Origin of the sequence: Mesorhizobium sp. B283B1A (assembly GCF_020165735.1) — a bacterium.
Taxonomy (GTDB): domain Bacteria; phylum Pseudomonadota; class Alphaproteobacteria; order Rhizobiales; family Rhizobiaceae; genus Mesorhizobium; species Mesorhizobium opportunistum.
The window spans coordinates 55,649-74,175 of record NZ_JAIUIQ010000005.1 but is presented as its reverse complement, the minus strand read 5'-3'; the positions used below and the strand labels follow the sequence as shown (position 1 = coordinate 74,175).

The window sequence follows — 18,527 nt, the reverse complement described above, 5'->3', positions numbered from 1 at the left end:
ACATGCGCTTTGTGTTCTACACCCACTCGGTCGTCTCCGACTGGAACCACGGCAATGCCCATTTCCTGCGCGGTGTCATGCGAGAACTGGTCGCGCGCGGGCATCAGGCGATCGCGCTGGAGCCGGCGGATGGCTGGAGCCGATCGAATCTGCTGACCGAGCAGGGAACCTTTGCCATCGAACGCTTCCGCAGGGATTTCCCCGAACTGATGCCGGTAACTTACGATGCCGGGTTTGACCACGAGGCCTGGACCGCCGAGGCCGACGTTGTAATCGTCCATGAGTGGACGGATCCGGAGCTTGTTGCACGCATCGGCCGTGCCAGGGCCGCTGGCGGCAAGTTCGTCCTTCTGTTCCATGACACCCATCACCGGGCGGTGTCGGCAACCGAGGCAATCTCGGCGCTCCGGCTGGAGCACTATGATGGTGTTCTCGCCTTTGGCGAAGCCTTGCGCGAGAGCTATCTGCGTGCGGGCTGGGGCAAGCGCGTCTTCACCTGGCATGAAGCCGCCGACGATCGCCTGTTCAAGCCGCACCCGGAAATCCATCCCACCTCCGATTTGATCTGGATCGGAAACTGGGGCGATGACGAACGGACCGCCGAACTCAAGGAATTTCTGGTCGAGCCGGTGCACGCTCTTGGGCTCGATGCCGCTGTTCACGGCGTACGCTACCCCAAGACCGCACTTGCGGATCTGGCAACCGCCGGACTTCGCTATGAGGGATGGATCGCCAATGCCGACGTGCCAAAGGCGTTCGCCGCGCATCGTGTCACAGTCCACATCCCACGGCGCCCCTATCGCGAGGGTCTGCCCGGAATTCCGACGATCCGCATGTTCGAGGCACTCGCCTGCGGCATTCCGCTGGTTTCAGCGCCATGGTCCGACGTCGAGCAGCTGTTCAGGCCCGGTGTCGACTTTCTGTTTGCCGAGAATGGCTCGAAAATGCGGCAACAGCTGCGGACCGTGTTGGCCGATGAGGACTTTGCGGCCTCCCTTGTGACCTCGGGCCTCGAGACTATCCGCTCCCGACATACTTGCCGCCACCGCGTCGAGCAGTTGTTCGCCGTGCTTGCGGAATGCACGAACCAACTCCCGACCGCCGCAAAGGAAGCTGTCGCATGAAGATCGCATTTTATGGATCGAGCCTTTTGTCATCCTACTGGAACGGTGCCGCGACCTACTATCGCGGTTTGCTCAAGGCACTTTCGCAGTTGGGTTACGAGATCACTTTCTACGAACCCGACGTCTACGACCGGCAGAAGAACCGCGACATCGAGCCGCCCGACTGGTGCGCTGTCGTCGTCTATGAAGCGACCCCGCATGCGTTGAAGCAGGTCGCGGCACGCGCCGCCGGCGCCGACATCGTCGTCAAGGCGAGCGGCGTCGGTTTCGAGGACGAGGCGCTGCTGCGCGCCGTGCTCGACCACGCCCGCAGCGACGCGCTCGTCGTATTCTGGGACGTGGACGCTCCAGCAACACTTGCTCAACTGCGCGACGAACCGGACCAGCCGCTCCATCGCGCCCTGCAAGAAATCGACTTGGTGCTGACCTATGGGGGCGGCGACCCGGTCGTTTGGGCTTACCGGGCCATGGGAGCTCAGGAATGCGTGCCTATCTACAATGCGCTCGATCCCGAAACGCACCATCCGGTGGCCGGTCACACGCGTTTTGCTTGCGATCTGGCCTTTCTAGGAAACAGGCTTCCGGACCGCGAGGCTCGTGTCGAAGCGTTTTTCCTCGAACCCGCCAACCGTTTGCCCGGGCAACGTTTTCTGCTCGGCGGATCAGGCTGGGGCGACAAGCCGCTGCCGGCCAATGTCGACTGGCTCGGCCATGTCGGTACCCGCGACCACAATGCCTTCAACGTCACACCCAAGGCGGTGCTGAACATCAGCCGCGACAGCATGGCTGTAAACGGTTTTTCACCGGCGACGCGCGTCTTCGAAGCGGCCGGCGCCGGCGCCTGCCTCATCACGGATGCATGGCTGGGCGTGGAACTGTTCCTGAAACCAGACGAGGAGATCCTGGTGGCCCGCGACGGCGGCGATGTCGCCGAGATCATGCGCTCCCTGAAACCTGGGCGGGCCAAGGCAATCGGCCAGGCCGCACTTCGCCGCGTGCTGGCGGACCATACCTACGCGCAGCGGGCGGCCGTGGCGGATGCCGTCTTCAAACGTCATTTCGAACATAGGACCGTGGAGGCAGCGGAATGACCAAGCAACTGGACATCGTCTTTCTCGGCCTGTCGCTGTCCTCATCCTGGGGAAATGGCCACGCCACGACTTTTCGGGGCCTGCTGAAAGGCCTGCACGAACTCGGTCACCGCGTGACTTTTCTGGAGCGCGACGTGCCGTGGTACGCCAACCACCGCGATCTGCGCGATCCGGATTTCTGCGCCCTGCGCTACTACGAGACCACCGCGGACTTGCAACGCGGCTACGGACAGTGCCTGGAGCAGGCCGACATCATCGTCATCGGATCCTTCGTTCCAGAAGGACGCTCGGTCATCGACATCGTCGCCTCTATTCGCAGGGGGCAGCTCTGCTTCTACGACATCGACACACCTGTGACCCTGGCAAAGCTTTCGGCAGACGATTGCGATTATTTGAGCTGGCGGCAAATTCCGTATTTCGATGTCTATTTCTCCTTCACCGGCGGGCCAACGCTCGACCGTCTGGCGCAAAATTTCGGCGCGCGCCATGCCGAACCGCTCTATTGTTCGGTCGATCCGGTACGCCATCACCGGACTGGCGATCCGATCTGCTGGGATCTCGGCTATCTCGGCACCTACAGCGCCGATCGGCAGGCAACGCTGAACGCTCTGCTGCTCGAGCCCGCACGGCATATGCCGAACCGCCGTTTCGTCGTGGCCGGCTCCCAATATCCATCCGACATTATCTGGCCGGACAATGTCGAGCGCATCGAACACTTGCCACCGGCCGATCATGCCGCGTTCTACAGCCGTCAGCGCTACACGCTGAATGTCACAAGGAGTTCTATGATCGCGGCGGGATGGTCGCCCAGCGTGCGCCTGTTCGAAGCGGCGGCTTGCGGCACGCCCATCATCAGCGATCGCTGGCCGGGGCTCGACAGCTTCTTTCCCGCATCGACGATCCACACCGCCGCGGGGACCGACGATGTCGTCGAGATCCTCTTCGGCGAGTCCGAGCGCGCACGCCTCGCCATGGCTGACCGGGCCCGCGAACTCGTCCTCGCAGCCCACACCGGCGCGGCCAGGGCCCGCGAATTCGTGGCGGCGCTGACCCAGCCGAGAGCGGCAGCCCTCGATCTCGACATCGGAAGTGCAGCATGACCGGCAGACAGGAGAAAACGGCGATGCGACAAACAAGAAACGCGCGAAGGGCAAAGACAGTGCTTGTTGCCGGCGGTGCGGGATTCCTCGGTTCGCATCTTTGCGAAGCATTGCTCCGCAGTGGCTGGCGCGTGATCTGCGTCGACAATTTTCTGACCGGACGCATGGAGAACATCATCTCGATCATGGACCAGCCGGGCTTCAGGCTAATCGAGCAGGATATCTGCCGGCCATTGGATTTCGGCGAGCCCGTGGACCGCATCTTCAACCTGGCTTGCGCTGCCTCACCGCCGCGTTATCAGGCAGACCCGATACACACCACGCGAACCTGCGTGATCGGAACGCTCAACCTGCTCGAACTCGCCGTCCGTAAGGACGCGCGACTGCTGCAGGCCTCGACGAGCGAAGTGTATGGCGATCCCGAACAGCACCCGCAGAGGGAGGATTATGTCGGGCATGTGAACTGCACCGGCCCACGTGCCTGCTACGACGAGGGCAAGCGTACCGCCGAAACGCTTTGCTTCGACTATCTAAGAGCCGGCAAGGCCGACGTCCGCGTCGCGCGCATCTTCAACACCTACGGTCCGAGAATGGATCCGGCGGACGGTCGCATCGTCTCGAATCTGATCATGCAGGCGCTCGAGAAACGTCCGCTGACGATATTCGGCGACGGCCTGCAGACGCGATCTTTCTGCTATGTCTCCGACCTGATCAATGGATTGATGCGCCTGATGGATATCGATCCCAATCCTGGCAAGCCGGTCAATCTGGGTAATCCCGGAGAATTCACCATCGTGCGACTGGCGGCATTGGTAAAGGCGATGACCGGCACCAAATCGGATTTGAGATTTCTGCCGCTGCCGCAAGACGACCCTCGGCGCAGGCAGCCCGATATCTCGCGTGCAAAAGCGCTGCTCGGCTGGACGCCGAAGGTCCCCCTCAATGAAGGGCTTAAGCTGACGATCAATTACTTCGCGGAGCTCGAAGGCAGCCGCATCGGCGATCAAATGACAGGCCTTGCCAAAAGTGCGAGGCCCGCATCAGGCGGGCTGCAGAATCTTCCTGCATGATGGGGCGCTGGACCTCACAAGATCGGGCGGAACATCCGCCCGATCTTTTGGTTTGGCTTGAGAAGCCGATACGGAGGATCGTCCCTATGCGACCCAAGCGACCCGTGAGGGATATCGACAAGATTGCCGAACGAGAGACGGCTGCCTATCTGCGGCGCGCCTCCATCACCTATCTCGAGTGCTGCGTCAGCCTGATGATGACGCATTTGCAACGGGAGGAAGTGGCCACTATTCTCGAGCAGGAAGCAGACATGCTGCGAAACCTGGACTGATCGAAACGGTCACGCCTGGCATTCGTCAAGAAACCGTATCAGCCCCAGCTTGTATCGATCCGCCGTCGCAGCCAGCCTGGTTTTTTCCCCGCCGTTTTCGGATTGGGCAGCCGTGCTCCAGAGGCCTATCTGGAACGCCAGGTAGCAAGGTTCGAAAAAATCGATGTGGCCATTGTCAACGTCGAGCACCATCCCTTCGACCAACCTCGTCACATCACTGTCGGATAGTCCATATTCGACACGCGCGCCGGCAATGTCCCACTCTATCGGCTGGCAGCCAATCAAATCATGTGCCCGGCAATGGTCGACAGCATCTGTCTTGAGCACCGTGCCGTCGGCACAAACGAGAAACTCCCACGGGTGAAGCTTTCCGTCGATTTCAACTCGCTGCAACACCTGCACAGGGGTCCGTTTCGCGAGCCAACCGCGCAACTTCGCCGCGCAGTTCTCGCCCAAGGCTTCCGATGAATTGGAAACAGCCATTTCCGCAAGCGCGAGCAATGATGCACCCGGCTCGCAGGTTCGAAGATTAAGCGCACGCCACGTTAGGTAACGTGTCATTTCCGCGATCATTCTTGCTCTGGGCAGAGGCGCCTGATCCATCGTGGTGCCGTCAATCCACCGCTCGACCAGAAAGCCGTGGCAAAGCGCGACCACTTGCGGTCCCAACCCGGCTTCGTTCAACATTTCCGCGGCGCGTTTCTTGCGCCGGCCGGTTTCGCCGAGGCCGGCGAATTTGACGAGCCAGCGATCATGTCCCGCAGACGCCACGAATTTGCGCCGCTCGGCGCGGCGCGGGCTCGGCGGCCACCGCTTCTCGTCGACGTAGTGGACGCTCCTCCATTCGCCACCAGATAGTTCGGTCAGGCTCAATTCGGGGCTGCCGACCGCCTCGGCCACCCAATCGCGCAGCGTGGGACTTTTCGAGCTTTCGCAGAAGGTGTGCTCAAACGCCGTCGCCACATGTTTCGGACAGCGCAACCATGTCTCCCTTGCCTCCGGCGACGCTTCGATGCCCGGGGCGCCTGAATGGCTGGGAAACAGGTGAATGCGGTCCGTATCGACACCCAGTTCCCGCAGCCACGCGACAACGGCGTGCATCGAACTGCCGGACAGGCCGGGACCCTCGTCTACAACGGCGAAGCGGGCCGATGGATTGTCCTTCCAGGCGGCGATCGACCGTGGATCGGCGTTGACATGCCTGCGGAAGGGATGGCCGATCGGACGAACGCTGAATGGCGCCGGCGCGCCAATCGCGGCGGCCACCATGGCGGCAAGGCCGAGGCCGATGCTGCGGATGCCGATCACGCATGTGTTCGCATCGAGACCTGACTCCTGCGCCGCGCCCAAATAGCTTTCGGGATATAGCGCATAATGCGCATAACCCTCGGCGGAACCGGTCAGAACCTCGGCTTGACAGTCGAGCCCGGCAAGCAGTCGGAGAAGTCCCGGGGCAATGCCACCACCTATGGCGAAGCCGTTTCGCCACGACTTCGCCACCTCTGCCGCAAGTCCGACCAGCAACTTGGCACCTTGCTGTTCACGCGTCGAAAAGATGTCGATGCCGCGCGTCTCGAAATCGGCGTCGGCAAGCGCCTGAACCAGTTCCGACACGCTGATGAATAGCCCGACCAACGCAGCATGGCGCCGGACGCCATGCGGCATGCGATCAAGACTTTCGGCCATGTCGATCACGGCCTGGCGAAGCCGCTGTGCGTTTTCGGTCCGCTTGTGGTCGCCGTAGACGATCATCGATCGGTTTTCCAAGGATTGCAGTGCGGGCAACGCAGCGGGTGCAGCTTCGATCCATGGTGGTTTGCGCAATTTTTCGACGGGCCAAGGAACATTCCGGCACGCTGGCGGTTCGGCGCCAGGAACTTACCTTTGAACAGCATAGGGCGGCAGTTTCGTGGGATCGAAAAAGGTTCGTGTTGGTATCGTTGGAGTCGGCAATTGCGCATCCTCCCTGGTGCAGGGCCTGTCCTATTATCGCCACGCAAAAAGCAACGAACCGATCCCGGGACTGATGCATGCCGACCTCGGCGGCTACCATGTCGATGATATCGAAATTGTCTGTGCATTCGACGTCGCCAAAAGCAAGGTAGGCCGCGACGTCGCGGAAGCGATCTACGCCCCCCCGAACAACACGTTCCGCTTTGCCGATGCGGCGACGACCGGCGCTCGCGTCGAGCGCGGACCGACACTTGACGGGATCGGCAAGTATTTGCGCGACGAAATCGAGGAGGCGCCGGAGCCGGTCGCCAATGTCAGTGAGATCTTGCGCGACAGTGGCGCCGATGTGCTGGTCTCCTACCTGCCGGTGGGTTCGGAGGAAGCGACGCGCTTCTATGCCGAGTGCGCGCTCGAAGCTGGCTGCGCCTTTGTCAATTGCATACCGGTTTTCATCGCCTCACGTCCGGAATGGCGCCGGCGCTTCGAGCAACGCGGGCTGCCGCTGGTCGGCGACGACATCAAGAGCCAGGTCGGAGCGACCATCGTTCACCGGCTGCTCGCCAATCTCTTCCGCGAGCGCGGCGTGCGCATCGATCGCACCTATCAGCTGAATTTCGGCGGCAACACCGACTTCCTCAACATGCTGGAACGCGAGCGGCTGGAATCGAAGAAAATCTCCAAGACGCAATCCGTGGCCAGCCAATTCGATGTTCCTCTGGAACCGGGCAATATCCATGTCGGACCCAGCGACCACGTGCCGTGGCTGACCGATCGCAAGTGGGCCTATATTCGGGTGGAAGGCACGACCTTCGGCGGCGTGCCGCTCAACGCCGAGCTGAAACTGGAAGTCTGGGATTCTCCAAATTCAGCCGGCGTGGTGATCGATGCGATACGCTGCGCAAAGCTGGCGCTCGACCGCGGCATTGCCGGCGCACTGACCGGCCCCTGCAGTTATTTCATGAAGTCGCCTCCAGAACAGTTCACCGACGCCGAAGCGCGACAGCGCACGCTTGCATTCATCGCCGGCAAGGACGAGCCCCTGCTCGATGCCGCGGAATGACGACAACCTTCTTTTTGATCCGCCATGCGGCACACGACAATGTCGGCTCCTATCTTGCAGGACGGATGGACGGCGTTTGCCTTGGCGACACTGGCAAAGCGCAGGCAGCACAGCTTGGCGGCCGCATGGCCCGGGAGCCGATTGGAGCGATCTTTTGCAGCCCGCGTGAGCGAACGCGAGAGACGGCCGTGCCAATCGCGCTTGCCTGCGGCGTCGGCGAAATCGCGATCTGCGCCGAACTCGACGAGATCGACTTCGGCGACTGGTCGGGAAAGACGTTCGACGAGTTGAATGGCGACGCCGGCTGGCGAGCGTGGAACAACCAGCGGCAGGAAGCCCGGACACCGAGCGGCGAGACCATGCTGGATGTCCAGCAGCGCATCGTCGCGCTGATTACCGCCGTCCGCGAGCGGCATCAGAATCGGTGTGTCGCCCTGGTCAGCCACGCCGATGTGATCAAGGCCGCGGTCTGCAATGTCCTTGGCTTGCCAGCCGGCGACTGCTTTCGCTTCGATATCGATCCCGCCTCGATCACGACGATCGTGTCCGGTGACTGGGGGGCGAAGCTGATCCGATTGAATGAAATTGCCTGACGAGGATTTGCCGGATGCAGATGGTCATTTTCGGTCTTACCGTCACGTCTTCATGGGGTAACGGCCATGCCACCTTATGGAGGGGACTGATCCGCGCCCTCGCCCGACTGGGATGGTCCATCACCTTCTTCGAACGCGATACCCCCTATTATGCCGGGACGCGTGATCTCGATCATCTCGATGGCGGCAACGTCGTTATCTACCCGGACTGGGAAGACATCCGCCGCGTTGCTGAGGGCGCGATGAAGCAAGCGAATGTGGTCGTCGTCACCTCCTACTGTCCCGATGCCGTGGAGGCCTCGCGGCTGGCGCAGCAGGCAGGCCGCGGACTGCGTGTCTTCTACGATCTGGACACGCCGGTCACGCTAGCCCGCATCGAACAAGGCGAGCGTCCTCCCTATTTCGGGCCAGAGGGTCTTGCCGATTTCGACCTCGTCTTGAGCTACACCGGCGGCTCGGCGGTCGACGCGCTGAAGTCGGTTTTAGGCGCCCGCCACGTGGTGCCGCTCTACGGGCATGTCGATCCCGACCAACACCGGCCGGCAGAGAAGCGGGCCGAATTCGCCGGCGATCTTTCCTATCTCGGCACCTACGCAGCGGATCGCCAGGCCGGCGTCGAAAAGCTGCTGGTCCGCCCGGCCGCGCGCCTGCCTGACCACCGCTTCATCATTGGCGGCGCGCAATATCCGCAGGAATTCCCATGGAGCGACAACATCTTCTTTGTCAGGCATCTTCCGCCCGCCGATCATCCGGCTTTCTTCTCATCGTCGCGCCTGACACTGAACGTCACCCGCGAAGCGATGGCGCAGAAGGGCTGGTGCCCGTCGGGGCGGCTCTTCGAAGCGGCCGCGTGTGGGGCTGCCATCGTCACCGATGCATGGCCCGGCCTCGCGGAATTCTTTGAACCCGGTCGCGAAATCCTGTTGGCGCACGACACGGATGATGTGGTCGCCGCATTGCGATTGCCGGAGCGCGAACTCGACCTCATTAGAAGGCGTGCCCGCGAGAGGGTCTTGGGCGAACACACTTCCGCCCGGCGCGCGGCGGAACTGGATCGCATCCTGAGCGACGCCTTTCAAAAATCTCCCGGCGAACCGATGAAGGAAGCAGTCTGATGTTGGGCATTGTGCCCGCTGCCGGGCGTGGCAGCCGCATTCAACCACTCGGCTTCTCGAAAGAGCTGCTGCCGGTCGGCAGCCGGGTCGATGGGCAGACCGAGCGTCCCTGCGCGGTGAGCGAATATCTGGTGCGGCGGATGGTGCGCGCCGGCGTCGACAAGATCTGCTTCATCATCGGGTCCGGCAAATCCGACATCCTCGAATACTACGCCGCCGGTTATGGTGACGCCGCGGCCCTTTTTGTCGTGCAGCCCAGCCCAGTTGGGCTTTGCGATGCGATTTTCCGGGCAGCCCCCCTCGTCGCGCCCGACGAGGTCGTCCTGGTCGGCCTTCCCGACACGATCTGGTTTCCCGAGGACGGCTTCTCCCGCCTGCCCGACAACTCCCTGTCATTTCTGCTCTTCCCCGTGGACCGCCCCGAATTCTTCGATGCGGTGGTTCTCGATGAGAAAGATCGGGTGAAGGAAATCCAGGTCAAGCGGCAAGATGCTGCCACAAACTGGATCTGGGGGGCGTTCAAGATGCCGGGCCGGACCTTGCACGAGCTTGAGGCACTCTGGCGCGAACGGAACCGATGCGACGAATATATCGGCACCCTGATCAACGCCTACCTGGCTGCCGGCGGTGGAGCCTACGGTGTCAGGGCTGGTGTCTCCTACGTCGATGTCGGTACGTTCAACGGCTACCGCACGGCTCTTCGGCTGCTCGAGGACGGCGCCACATCCGAACAACATCAGACCACCATTGTTGTGCCTGGGGCACACCCGCAAGTGCCCGTCGTTCCGGGTGAAGGAGCCTGAACCATGCTGCACTCCGACGCTGAAATCCGCCGCCGCATCGATGCGCTCGGGCCATGGTTCCACAACATGGAACTGGCCGGTGTCGAAACCGCCCCCGACCATTTTCTGGGCAATTATCCGTTGATCAAATGGCGCAAATTCGCCGATGCCATTCCCGCCGATCTGGCCGGCAAGACGGTGCTCGATATTGGCTGCAATGCCGGTTTCTACTCCATCGAGATGAAACGGCGAGGTGCTGCCCGTGTCCTCGGCATTGATTTCGACGAGGCCTATCTGGCGCAGGCTCGTTTTGCCGCCGAGATCGCGGATTGCGATATCGAATTCCAGAAACTTTCGGTCTACGACGTCGGCGCCCTACGTGAGACATTCGATGTCGTGCTGTTCATGGGGGTGCTTTACCACTTGCGCCATCCCTTGCTTGCGCTCGACCTGATCCGTGAGCATGTCGCCGGTGACCTGATGATCTTCCAATCCATGCAACGCGGCAGCGCGGATCTGCCCGAGCTGGAAGAGAACTATCATTTCTGGACGCATGACCTGTTCGACCGGCCTGAATTTCCCAAGCTCCATTTCATCGAACACCGCTATGCCGATGATCCGACCAACTGGTGGATTCCCAACCGCGCCTGCACCGAAGCGATGCTGCGCAGCGCCGGTTTCGAGATCGTTCTGCATCCTGAGCACGAGGTCTATTTCTGCCGCGCTGCCGGCGAGCCGGGCGGAGGCGGCGCGATCTATCCGTCGAAAGGAAAGCTCCATGATTGAAGCCGCGATGATCTGGAACGAGCCCAACAACAAGTCACATTGGGACCCCGAGCTCGACCCCGATTGGAGCCGCTTTGCCAGCATGGCGATCCTGTCGGCGGACGCGATCGCGTCCGAGAACCCGGCTCTGACAAAAGTGCTTGGCGGCATCTCGCCAATCGATCCCGGCTTCATCACGCGGATGAAGGAATTGGGCGTGCTGAACCATGTCGACGCCGTCGCCGTACACGGCTTTCCTCTCGACTGGAACCTGTGGCAGATCCAGGAGTGGCCGCAGAAGATCGGCGAGATCGCGACCGTCACCGATCTTCCCATCTGGGTCAGCGAAGTCGGCGTATCGACCTTCGGCGCCGAGGAAATCCAGGTCTGGGGGCTCAAGCGCACCGCCGATTTGCTGCTCGGCAACGCGCCTCGCATCCAGTGGTACAGCCTCTATGATCTTCCGCGCGAGTGGGAAGCAACGACTCGGCATCGCGAAGCGGAGGGCTCCTCCTATTATCGTCATTTCCACATGGGGCTGCTGCGCCAGGACGGGACGCCAAAACCGGCGCTGAAGGAATTCCTGCGCTATACACCCGCGATGGGGCTGGTGCAGTGGTTCCATTTCGAGGACCCGCGGCTGGATGATGCCGTTGCCTGGATGAAGCGGCTGGGCGTCACCAACATGCGCACCGGACTTTCCTGGGCGGACAGCTTCCGGCCGAATGCGCTGGACTGGTTCGACCGGCAGATGGAAGCACTCGCCGATTTCGACGTGACGGTCACCTTCTGCTTCACACCAGACCATCGCGGAATGATGCCCCACCACACGAGCCCGCCGCTGGTACCGGAGGAATTCGCGGAATTCTGCGCAACCATGATCCGCCGCTATGCGCCTGCCATGACATCCGCCTCGCTCCCGACGCGGCCGGCGTCTGCCGCGTGAAAGTGCCGTGCTGCCCATGCACAAGGCGCCTGACACATTGGACGAATTCGCGGGACCGTCGATGGGTGGCGATGCGGCATACGGCACCAGGACGCGAACAGCCACCACACTCACCGTCCTCAATGTCGCCTACCCTCTCGCGCCTGTCGGGCCCGACGCTGTCGGCGGTGCCGAACAGGTTCTGTCGATGCTCGATCGGGCACTGGTTGGCGCGGGTCACCGCTCTATCGTCGTTGGCTGCCGTGGCTCCAGCGCGAGCGGCACTCTTGTGGAAACACCGGCTGAAAACGGCGTCCTCGACGAGGCGGCGAAGCATCGCGCGCAACAGGCTCATCGCAAGGCGATCGCCGCTGCCCGCGCCCGATGGCCGATTGATGTGGTTCATCTGCACGGCATCGATTTCGATGCCTATCTGCCCGACGATGGTCCGACCTTGGTGAGCCTCCACCTGCCATTGGACTGGTATCCGGCCGAGGCGCTGCGCCCGGCGCGCGACGACCTATGGCTCCATGCGGTCTCAGCCGCCCAGCACAAGACCGCGCCACCAGGCGCCAGACTGGCGGCGCCGATTCCGAACGGCGTCGACATCGAAGCGCTGAACCTGCTTCAGCCGAAGCGCGATTTTGCCCTGGTTCTGAGCCGCGTCTGCCCGGAAAAAGGTATTCACCTGGCGCTGGATGCGGCCAAGCAGGCGGGTGTGCCACTGGTCATCGGCGGCAAGGTTTATCCCTATGAGACGCACACGCGCTACTTCAACGACGAGGTCCAATCTCGTCTCGACGGCCGCCGCCGCTTCCTGGGCCCGCTCGGTTTTACCGCCAAGCGGCGCTTTCTCAACGCAGCGCGCTGTCTGGTCGTTCCGAGCCTCGCCGCCGAGACCAGTTCGCTTGTGGCGATGGAGGCCCTCGCCTGCGGCACGCCGGTGGTCGCTTTTCCAAACGGTGCGCTCCCGGATGTGATCGAGCACGGCAGGACGGGTTTTCTCGTCAACACTGTCGACGAGATGGCCCAAGCCATTCTTGCTGCGTCCAGCCTGGACGCCGAGACATGCCGGGCCGAGGCGCGGCGGCGCTTTTCGCTGGAACGGATGATCTCGTCTTATATGGACGCCTATCGGGCGCTGGCAGAACTTGGCACCGATCGCCGGCGCTTCGTTGCGGCACCGTGAGCAAGGCGGTGCTGCGCTGCGAAATCATCGGTGACCCCGCACAATTCGAGGCCTTGACGCCGCACTGGTGGAAACTGTGGGAGCAGAGTTCCTCGGCGACGCCGTTTCAGTCCCCCGCCTGGCTGGTGCCCTGGTGGCACGCATTCGCACCCGGTGAACTGGCGACAGTCGCGGTCTGGCATGGCGGCGATCTGGTCGGGCTGGCGCCGCTCTATCTCGAGCATGGGATGTCCGGTTCGAAGCTGCTTCCGGTCGGCATTTCGCTCAGCGACTATCTGGATGTCCTGGCTGTCCAGGATGTCCAGGCGGCAGTCGTCGCCGCAATCGCCGAAGCGATCCTCTCGGTCGAGTGGTCGCAGTGGATCTTGTCTGATCTGCCGCAAAACAGTGTCGGTCTTGCGATCGCGCATCCCGATCTGAAGATCGACGCGCCAGTAAATCATGCCGCCTGTCCCGTGCTTGCCATCGCCGGCGACGAAACATTGGCCGGCTGCGTCCCCGCCCGGCGCAGGCGCCAGTTGCGCCGGGCGCGCCGGGCCGCATCCAAACGCGGCCGGATTGCGTTTTCGTCACCTCGGAGCGATCACCAAAACTTCCTGAACCAGCTGATCCGCCTGCACGATGCGCGCTGGGCTGGACATGGCGGTGGTGTGTTGGCCAATGCTGCCGTTGAGCAATTCCATCGGCTCTCGCTTCCGTTGCTCGATGCTCACGGCCTGGTGCGATGCTGGCTGTTCGCGATCGATGGCACGACTGTCGGCGCCTACTATGGATTTCACCACCGCGGCCGTGCCTATGCCTATCTCGGCGGCTTCGATCCTGCCTACGCCGAGGAGAGCCCAGGCGCGATCCTGATCGGCCACGCGATCGCGGAGTCGATCCGCGAAGGTGCGCGCGAGTTCGATTTCCTGCGAGGCCAGGAGGCTTACAAATATGGCTGGGGAGCCGGTGACAGGTGGACGATGCGCAAGCTCTGGACACGGAGTTGATGCCATGGGTTTAAACGTGCCGAGATCCGCGCAGCGCCGGAGATCGGTTAGGCTCGCGGTCGAAGACTGCATGGGCGATGGGGTCAGCGCCGAAGCTGTTCTCGCCCGGTTGGCGCTCTACCTGCCGCCTACGATTGGAGCCGCGGAATTGGTGGAGCTCATGCGGAAAATCCGTCCGGCGGATACCGACGACGCGGAAAAACTGCGAAAAATCGCCGGACTGCTGCACCGCAAGCCGGGCATCTTTACCATGTTGCGGGCGACGGGCGGCGCCGTTCGGCATGAACGCGCCAAGGGTGAGACGGATGCCGCCGTCGTCACGCGGCTGGCCTCGAGCTTTGATGCCGCAGCAGCGATTTCGGGAGCCGCAAGTGTGCAACTGGCGTCTCTTGGCGATGAGGAAAGATTGTCAGCGACGACCGATGAAATCGTTGCATGGCTGGAGGCGCTAGAATTCACCGGAAGCGACCGAAATATTCTGGACATCGGTTGCGGCATTGGGCGTTTTGAGCGCGCGTTGTCCAAATCCTTCGGGCGGATGGTCGGCATCGATATATCCTCGCGAATGATCTCCATCGCCTCCCAGCAATGCGCCGAACTCAGCAATGTCGAGCTGCGGCAGACCTCCGGTCTCGACCTGACAGAATTCGGCGACGCCAGTTTCGATTGCGTGCTGGCGGTCGACAGCTTTCCCTATCTGGTGCTGGCCGGCATGGCTGAGCGGCATTTCGAGGAAATTGCGCGCGTTCTGAAACGGCCGGGCTGGCTTGCGTTGCTGAACTATTCCTATCGGGGATCGCTTTTTTTAGACCGCGCCGACATCGGTCGCCTGGCGCAAGCTCACCGGTTGCGGGTCCTCATCGACGGTGAGAAGCCGTTTCGGTCATGGGACGGCGACGCCTTCCTGCTTGCCGGGTGAGACGGAACATTACAGCGCGATGCCAGTTCGGACGTCGAATAAAGGCACGTTAAGAGCGTCCCCAATTCGAAGGAGATTTTCATGGCATCCGACGGCAAAAAGCATTTCGGACGCGGCAGCCAGGGTAAGGGTACCGGCGCCGGCGCAATGACCAATCTGCCCAAGGACAAGATCGAAGAGAACGCGGTTTTGTCCAATCGCGACAAGAAGCAGCACAGCGAAGAACGTGGGCTGGACGGCAATCGAATCAAGTCCGATCAGTATCAGGATCACGCCGCGAACCATTTGCCCAAGGAGTAAACGGCCTTACGCCCTCTGCGTGGTCCGCAACGATGCAGGTCATACAAATAACCTGTGCAAGGACCGCCCGTGACATTCTCAGCGGTGGACATCAGCTTGTAATGCCAGGCGCTTATCACCACACTACGATCAAGGGACCGCTGTCTATCAAGAGAATGTGATGTCTCGTTCGAACGACGATACCACGGATCCGCATGTCGAGATGGCAGTGGATCAGGAGATTGCTTCCCTCCTGGCCGCCATTGAGCGGGAAAAGATTCCAGACCGGCTGACCAAGCTGGCGATCGAATTGCAGAACGCGCTTGTCGAGAAACGTCGGCGCGATGTGAGGAACTGACTATCTGCGACTGTCGATCTCGATATCAAGCTGGCCATCTGACAGCTGATTTCGCCTTTCCATCAATGTCTGTAGTGAGCTCTCCCCAAGGAGCTCCAGAATGTTGGCGCGGGCACGGTTCAGCCGGCTTTTGACCGTCCCTACGGCGCAGCCGCATATTTCGGCGGTTTCCTCATAGCTCACTCCCAAAACGCCAATCAGCATCAGGACCTCCCGTTGGTGTTCAGGCAGCTTTTGAATTGCGCCGTGAACTTCCTTGCTCTGAACGGTCCATTCCTGGGTGGCTTCCGAAATCGGCCTCGAAGACGCGCAATCGAGCAGGCCCGGCGCTTCCCGGGCAGCGATCTTGACACGGGTGTAATAAGTGTTGCGCATGATGGTGAAGAGCCAAGACTTCATGCGTGTACCGGGTTCGAACTTGTCGATGTTGGCGAGCCCTTTGGTCAACGTCTCCTGCACGAGGTCGTCGGCGTCGTCTGGAACGCGACAGAAGGTGCGCGCGAAGGCGCGCAGGGCAGGTATCAGGTCAACGATGGAAACTTCATTGGTTTCCTGGTCGGCCAAAAGGTAGCCTCCGGATGACAATGGTCCAGCTCCCAGAAGAAAGAGTGAATGAACGAAGTCAGAGCTAAATGCATGGAGGTTTGCTTCGTTCCGGCTGCTGGAAACAACTCTTCGGAAATTCGACAAGCACGGGGATGCCAGCCGACGGTCGTGTCCGGCGCGGCCATTCCTTCATGGGAACAAAGCCTCGCATCGGCGGTTTGGTGAACCAAGTGCATCAACCTTCCGTCATCGACCGAGGACATGTCATGGCCAAATCCGCCCATCGCTCCGCTCGTCAATCGGCAAGTGGACTGGACCAAAATAGCGCGCGCGGAAATGGCGGGGAGCTGCACCAGATCGTTGGAAGCGAGACGCCCACTCTCACCACTGCGCTCGGAACGCCTGTCTCCGACGATCAGAACACGTTGCGGATCGGCGAACGCGGACCGTCCCTGATCGAGGACTTCCACTTTCGCGAGAAGATTTTCCACTTCGATCATGAACGCATCCCGGAAAGGGTCGTTCATGCCCGCGGCTATGGCGCGCATGGTTATTTCGAGACCTACGAGTCACTGGCCAAATACACACGTGCGGACATTTTCCAGCGAGCCGGTGAAAAGACGCCGGCCTTCGTGCGGTTCTCGACGGTTGCCGGCAACAAGGGTTCGTTCGACCTCGCCCGCGACGTGCGCGGCTTTGCGGTCAAGCTCTACACCAAGGAAGGCAATTGGGATCTGGTCGGCAACAACATCCCGGTCTTCTTCATCCAGGACGCCATCAAGTTTCCCGACCTGATCCACGCCGCCAAGCAGGAGCCGGACCGCGACTTCCCGCAGGCCCAGACCGCACATGACAATTTCTGGGACTTCATCAGCCTGATGCCGGAATCGATGCACATGGTGATGTGGATCATGTCGGATCGCGCGATCCCGCGCTCCTTCCGCTTCATGCAAGGCTTTGGTGTGCACACATTCCGCCTCGTCAACGCCAAGGACGAATCCACCTTCGTCAAGTTCATCTGGAAGCCGAAGCTCGGCATGCAGTCTGTGGTCTGGAACGAGGCCGTCAAGATCAATGGCGCCGATCCCGACTTTCATCGCCGCGATCTATGGGACGCTATCCAGTCCGGCAATTTCCCGGAATGGGAGTTGACGGTGCAACTGTTCGATCAAGCGTTTGCCGACAGCTTCGACTTCGACATTCTGGACGCAACGAAGATCATTCCTGAAGAGGTCATCGAGCCGATCCCGGTCGGGCGGCTGGTGCTTGATCGGATGCCGGACAATTTCTTCGCCGAGACCGAGCAGGTTGCCTTCATGACGCAGAATGTGCCGCCCGGAATCGACTTCTCCAACGATCCGCTCCTCCAGGGCCGCAACTTCTCCTATCTCGATACCCAATTGAAAAGGTTGGGGAGCCCGAACTTTACCCATATCCCGATCAACGCGCCGAAGTGCCCGTTCGCCCATTTTCAGCAGGACGGACACATGGCCATGCGCAATCCGGTCGGTCGCGCCAATTACGAACCGAATTCATGGAGACTGGGACCGCGCGAGGATCCGCAACGCGGCTTCCGTTCCTTCGCCGATGCCGAGCAAGGGCAGAAAGTACGCCTGCGGGCCGAGAGCTTTGCCGATCACTACAGCCAGGCCCGGCAATTCTTCAACAGCCAGACACCGCCGGAGCAGCGTCACATCGCCATGGCGTTGACGTTCGAATTGAGCAAGGTCCAGGCACCGGCGATCCGCGAACGCATGGTTTCGCATTTGCTGAACATCGACGAAAACCTGGCGACCACCGTCGCCGACAAGCTCGGCATTCGCAACATGCCCGAACCCGCCGAGGCGGCCGTTCCGACACGTGACGACTTGCCGCCGTCGCCGGCCCTCAGCATCATCGAAAACGGACCCGACAGTTTCAAAGGCCGCAAAGTCGGTGTTTTGCTCAGCGATGGAACCGACACCACCCTGTTCGAGGCACTCCGTTCCGCCATCGAAGCGGAAGGCGCCGTTATGGAGGTGGTTGCACCCAAGGTGGGCGGCGTCGAAGCCGCCGACGGTACCCACATCGAGGCCAGGCACATGATCGACGGCGGTCCATCGGTCCTGTTCGACGCGGTGGTGCTGCTCCTCTCCGAGGAGGGCGCCGGGCTGCTGCTCAACGAGGCGACCGCGAAGGACTTCGTGTCCGACGCCTTCGCTCACTGCAAGTTCATCGGCTTCACGCCGGGAGCCGAGCCGCTTATGGCCAAGGCGGGCGTCGCACCAGATGCCGATGAGGGGCTGACGCGGCTGGATTCGGCAGCCTCGGCAAAGACGTTCGTGCAGGCCTGCCGGAAACTGCGGCTCTGGGCGCGGGAGGCAGCTGTCAAGCTTTGATCGGCTGGACCGCCGGCGG

19 protein-coding genes are annotated in these 18,527 nt (G+C 61.6%); 17 read left to right on the top strand and 2 right to left on the bottom strand.

Translation table 11 applies throughout. The features are described 5' to 3' along the window. Nucleotides 1-2: 2 nt before the first annotated feature. From LB577_RS05420 to LB577_RS05400, 5 genes are all read left to right on the top strand, one after another. A complete protein-coding gene (locus LB577_RS05420) occupies nt 3-1,124 on the top strand; it encodes a glycosyltransferase (RefSeq protein ID WP_224685876.1) in 1,122 nt (373 codons plus the stop codon). Beyond that, complete coding sequence (locus LB577_RS05415; protein WP_224685875.1) at nt 1,121-2,215, top strand: glycosyltransferase; 1,095 nt, start codon at nt 1,121-1,123, stop codon at nt 2,213-2,215. Before LB577_RS05420 ends, LB577_RS05415 begins: the two co-directional genes overlap by 4 nt. Continuing rightward, entirely contained in the window at nt 2,212-3,315 is a 1,104-nt protein-coding gene (locus LB577_RS05410; protein WP_224685873.1) for a glycosyltransferase, read from the top strand. The genes LB577_RS05415 and LB577_RS05410 overlap by 4 nt, the downstream gene beginning before the upstream one ends. Before the next feature lie 23 nt (nt 3,316-3,338). Next, the gene (locus LB577_RS05405; RefSeq protein ID WP_224685871.1) at nt 3,339-4,385 is read left to right on the top strand and encodes a UDP-glucuronic acid decarboxylase family protein; all 1,047 of its coding nucleotides are present in this window, start codon (nt 3,339-3,341) and stop codon (nt 4,383-4,385) included. Nucleotides 4,386-4,471: 86 nt separating this feature from the next. After that, on the top strand, nt 4,472-4,657 hold the full coding sequence (locus LB577_RS05400) for a hypothetical protein (RefSeq protein WP_031250531.1): 186 nt from the start codon (nt 4,472-4,474) through the stop codon (nt 4,655-4,657). A gap of 9 nt (nt 4,658-4,666) precedes the next feature. On the opposite strand, the gene LB577_RS05395 is transcribed toward LB577_RS05400, so the two are convergent. Further along, nucleotides 4,667-6,409, bottom strand: a complete 1,743-nt coding sequence (locus tag LB577_RS05395) for a hypothetical protein (RefSeq protein ID WP_224685870.1) — start codon at nt 6,407-6,409, stop codon at nt 4,667-4,669. A 157-nt stretch (nt 6,410-6,566) separates the two neighbouring features. Between LB577_RS05395 and LB577_RS05390 the strand changes: the two genes are divergently transcribed. From LB577_RS05390 to LB577_RS05340, 11 genes are all read left to right on the top strand, one after another. Continuing rightward, a complete protein-coding gene (locus tag LB577_RS05390; RefSeq protein WP_224685869.1) occupies nt 6,567-7,670 on the top strand; it encodes an inositol-3-phosphate synthase in 1,104 nt (367 codons plus the stop codon). Then, the gene (locus LB577_RS05385) at nt 7,667-8,263 is read left to right on the top strand and encodes a histidine phosphatase family protein (protein WP_023780183.1); all 597 of its coding nucleotides are present in this window, start codon (nt 7,667-7,669) and stop codon (nt 8,261-8,263) included. The genes LB577_RS05390 and LB577_RS05385 overlap by 4 nt, the downstream gene beginning before the upstream one ends. A 14-nt stretch (nt 8,264-8,277) precedes the next feature. Further along, nucleotides 8,278-9,378, top strand: coding sequence for a glycosyltransferase (locus tag LB577_RS05380; RefSeq protein ID WP_224685868.1), 1,101 nt, complete (start codon nt 8,278-8,280; stop codon nt 9,376-9,378). Further along, entirely contained in the window at nt 9,378-10,181 is an 804-nt protein-coding gene (locus LB577_RS05375) for a sugar phosphate nucleotidyltransferase (RefSeq protein WP_224685866.1), read from the top strand. The genes LB577_RS05380 and LB577_RS05375 overlap by 1 nt, the downstream gene beginning before the upstream one ends. 3 nt (nt 10,182-10,184) lie before the next feature. Continuing rightward, nucleotides 10,185-10,946, top strand: coding sequence for a TIGR04290 family methyltransferase (locus LB577_RS05370; protein WP_224685865.1), 762 nt, complete (start codon nt 10,185-10,187; stop codon nt 10,944-10,946). Beyond that, nucleotides 10,939-11,871: a beta-xylosidase gene (locus LB577_RS05365; protein WP_224685863.1), complete on the top strand. Its 933-nt coding sequence runs from the start codon at nt 10,939-10,941 to the stop codon at nt 11,869-11,871. Before LB577_RS05370 ends, LB577_RS05365 begins: the two co-directional genes overlap by 8 nt. A gap of 61 nt (nt 11,872-11,932) precedes the next feature. Further along, nucleotides 11,933-13,039: a glycosyltransferase gene (locus LB577_RS05360; protein WP_224685862.1), complete on the top strand. Its 1,107-nt coding sequence runs from the start codon at nt 11,933-11,935 to the stop codon at nt 13,037-13,039. Next, nucleotides 13,036-14,028 (top strand): GNAT family N-acetyltransferase, encoded by a 993-nt coding sequence (locus LB577_RS05355; RefSeq protein WP_224685861.1) that lies wholly within the window; start codon nt 13,036-13,038, stop codon nt 14,026-14,028. The genes LB577_RS05360 and LB577_RS05355 overlap by 4 nt, the downstream gene beginning before the upstream one ends. A 70-nt stretch (nt 14,029-14,098) precedes the next feature. Continuing rightward, complete coding sequence (locus tag LB577_RS05350; RefSeq protein ID WP_224685860.1) at nt 14,099-14,947, top strand: class I SAM-dependent methyltransferase; 849 nt, start codon at nt 14,099-14,101, stop codon at nt 14,945-14,947. A gap of 81 nt (nt 14,948-15,028) precedes the next feature. Then, a complete protein-coding gene (locus tag LB577_RS05345; protein WP_023780191.1) occupies nt 15,029-15,247 on the top strand; it encodes a hypothetical protein in 219 nt (72 codons plus the stop codon). Nucleotides 15,248-15,407: 160 nt separating this feature from the next. Continuing rightward, the gene (locus LB577_RS05340) at nt 15,408-15,584 is read left to right on the top strand and encodes a hypothetical protein (RefSeq protein WP_023780192.1); all 177 of its coding nucleotides are present in this window, start codon (nt 15,408-15,410) and stop codon (nt 15,582-15,584) included. On the opposite strand, the gene LB577_RS05335 is transcribed toward LB577_RS05340, so the two are convergent. Continuing rightward, entirely contained in the window at nt 15,585-16,148 is a 564-nt protein-coding gene (locus LB577_RS05335; protein WP_023768116.1) for a sigma-70 family RNA polymerase sigma factor, read from the bottom strand. It abuts the gene before it with no gap. A gap of 248 nt (nt 16,149-16,396) precedes the next feature. Between LB577_RS05335 and LB577_RS05330 the strand changes: the two genes are divergently transcribed. Beyond that, nucleotides 16,397-18,508: a catalase gene (locus LB577_RS05330; RefSeq protein WP_224685859.1), complete on the top strand. Its 2,112-nt coding sequence runs from the start codon at nt 16,397-16,399 to the stop codon at nt 18,506-18,508. The last annotated feature ends 19 nt before the right edge of the window (nt 18,509-18,527 follow it).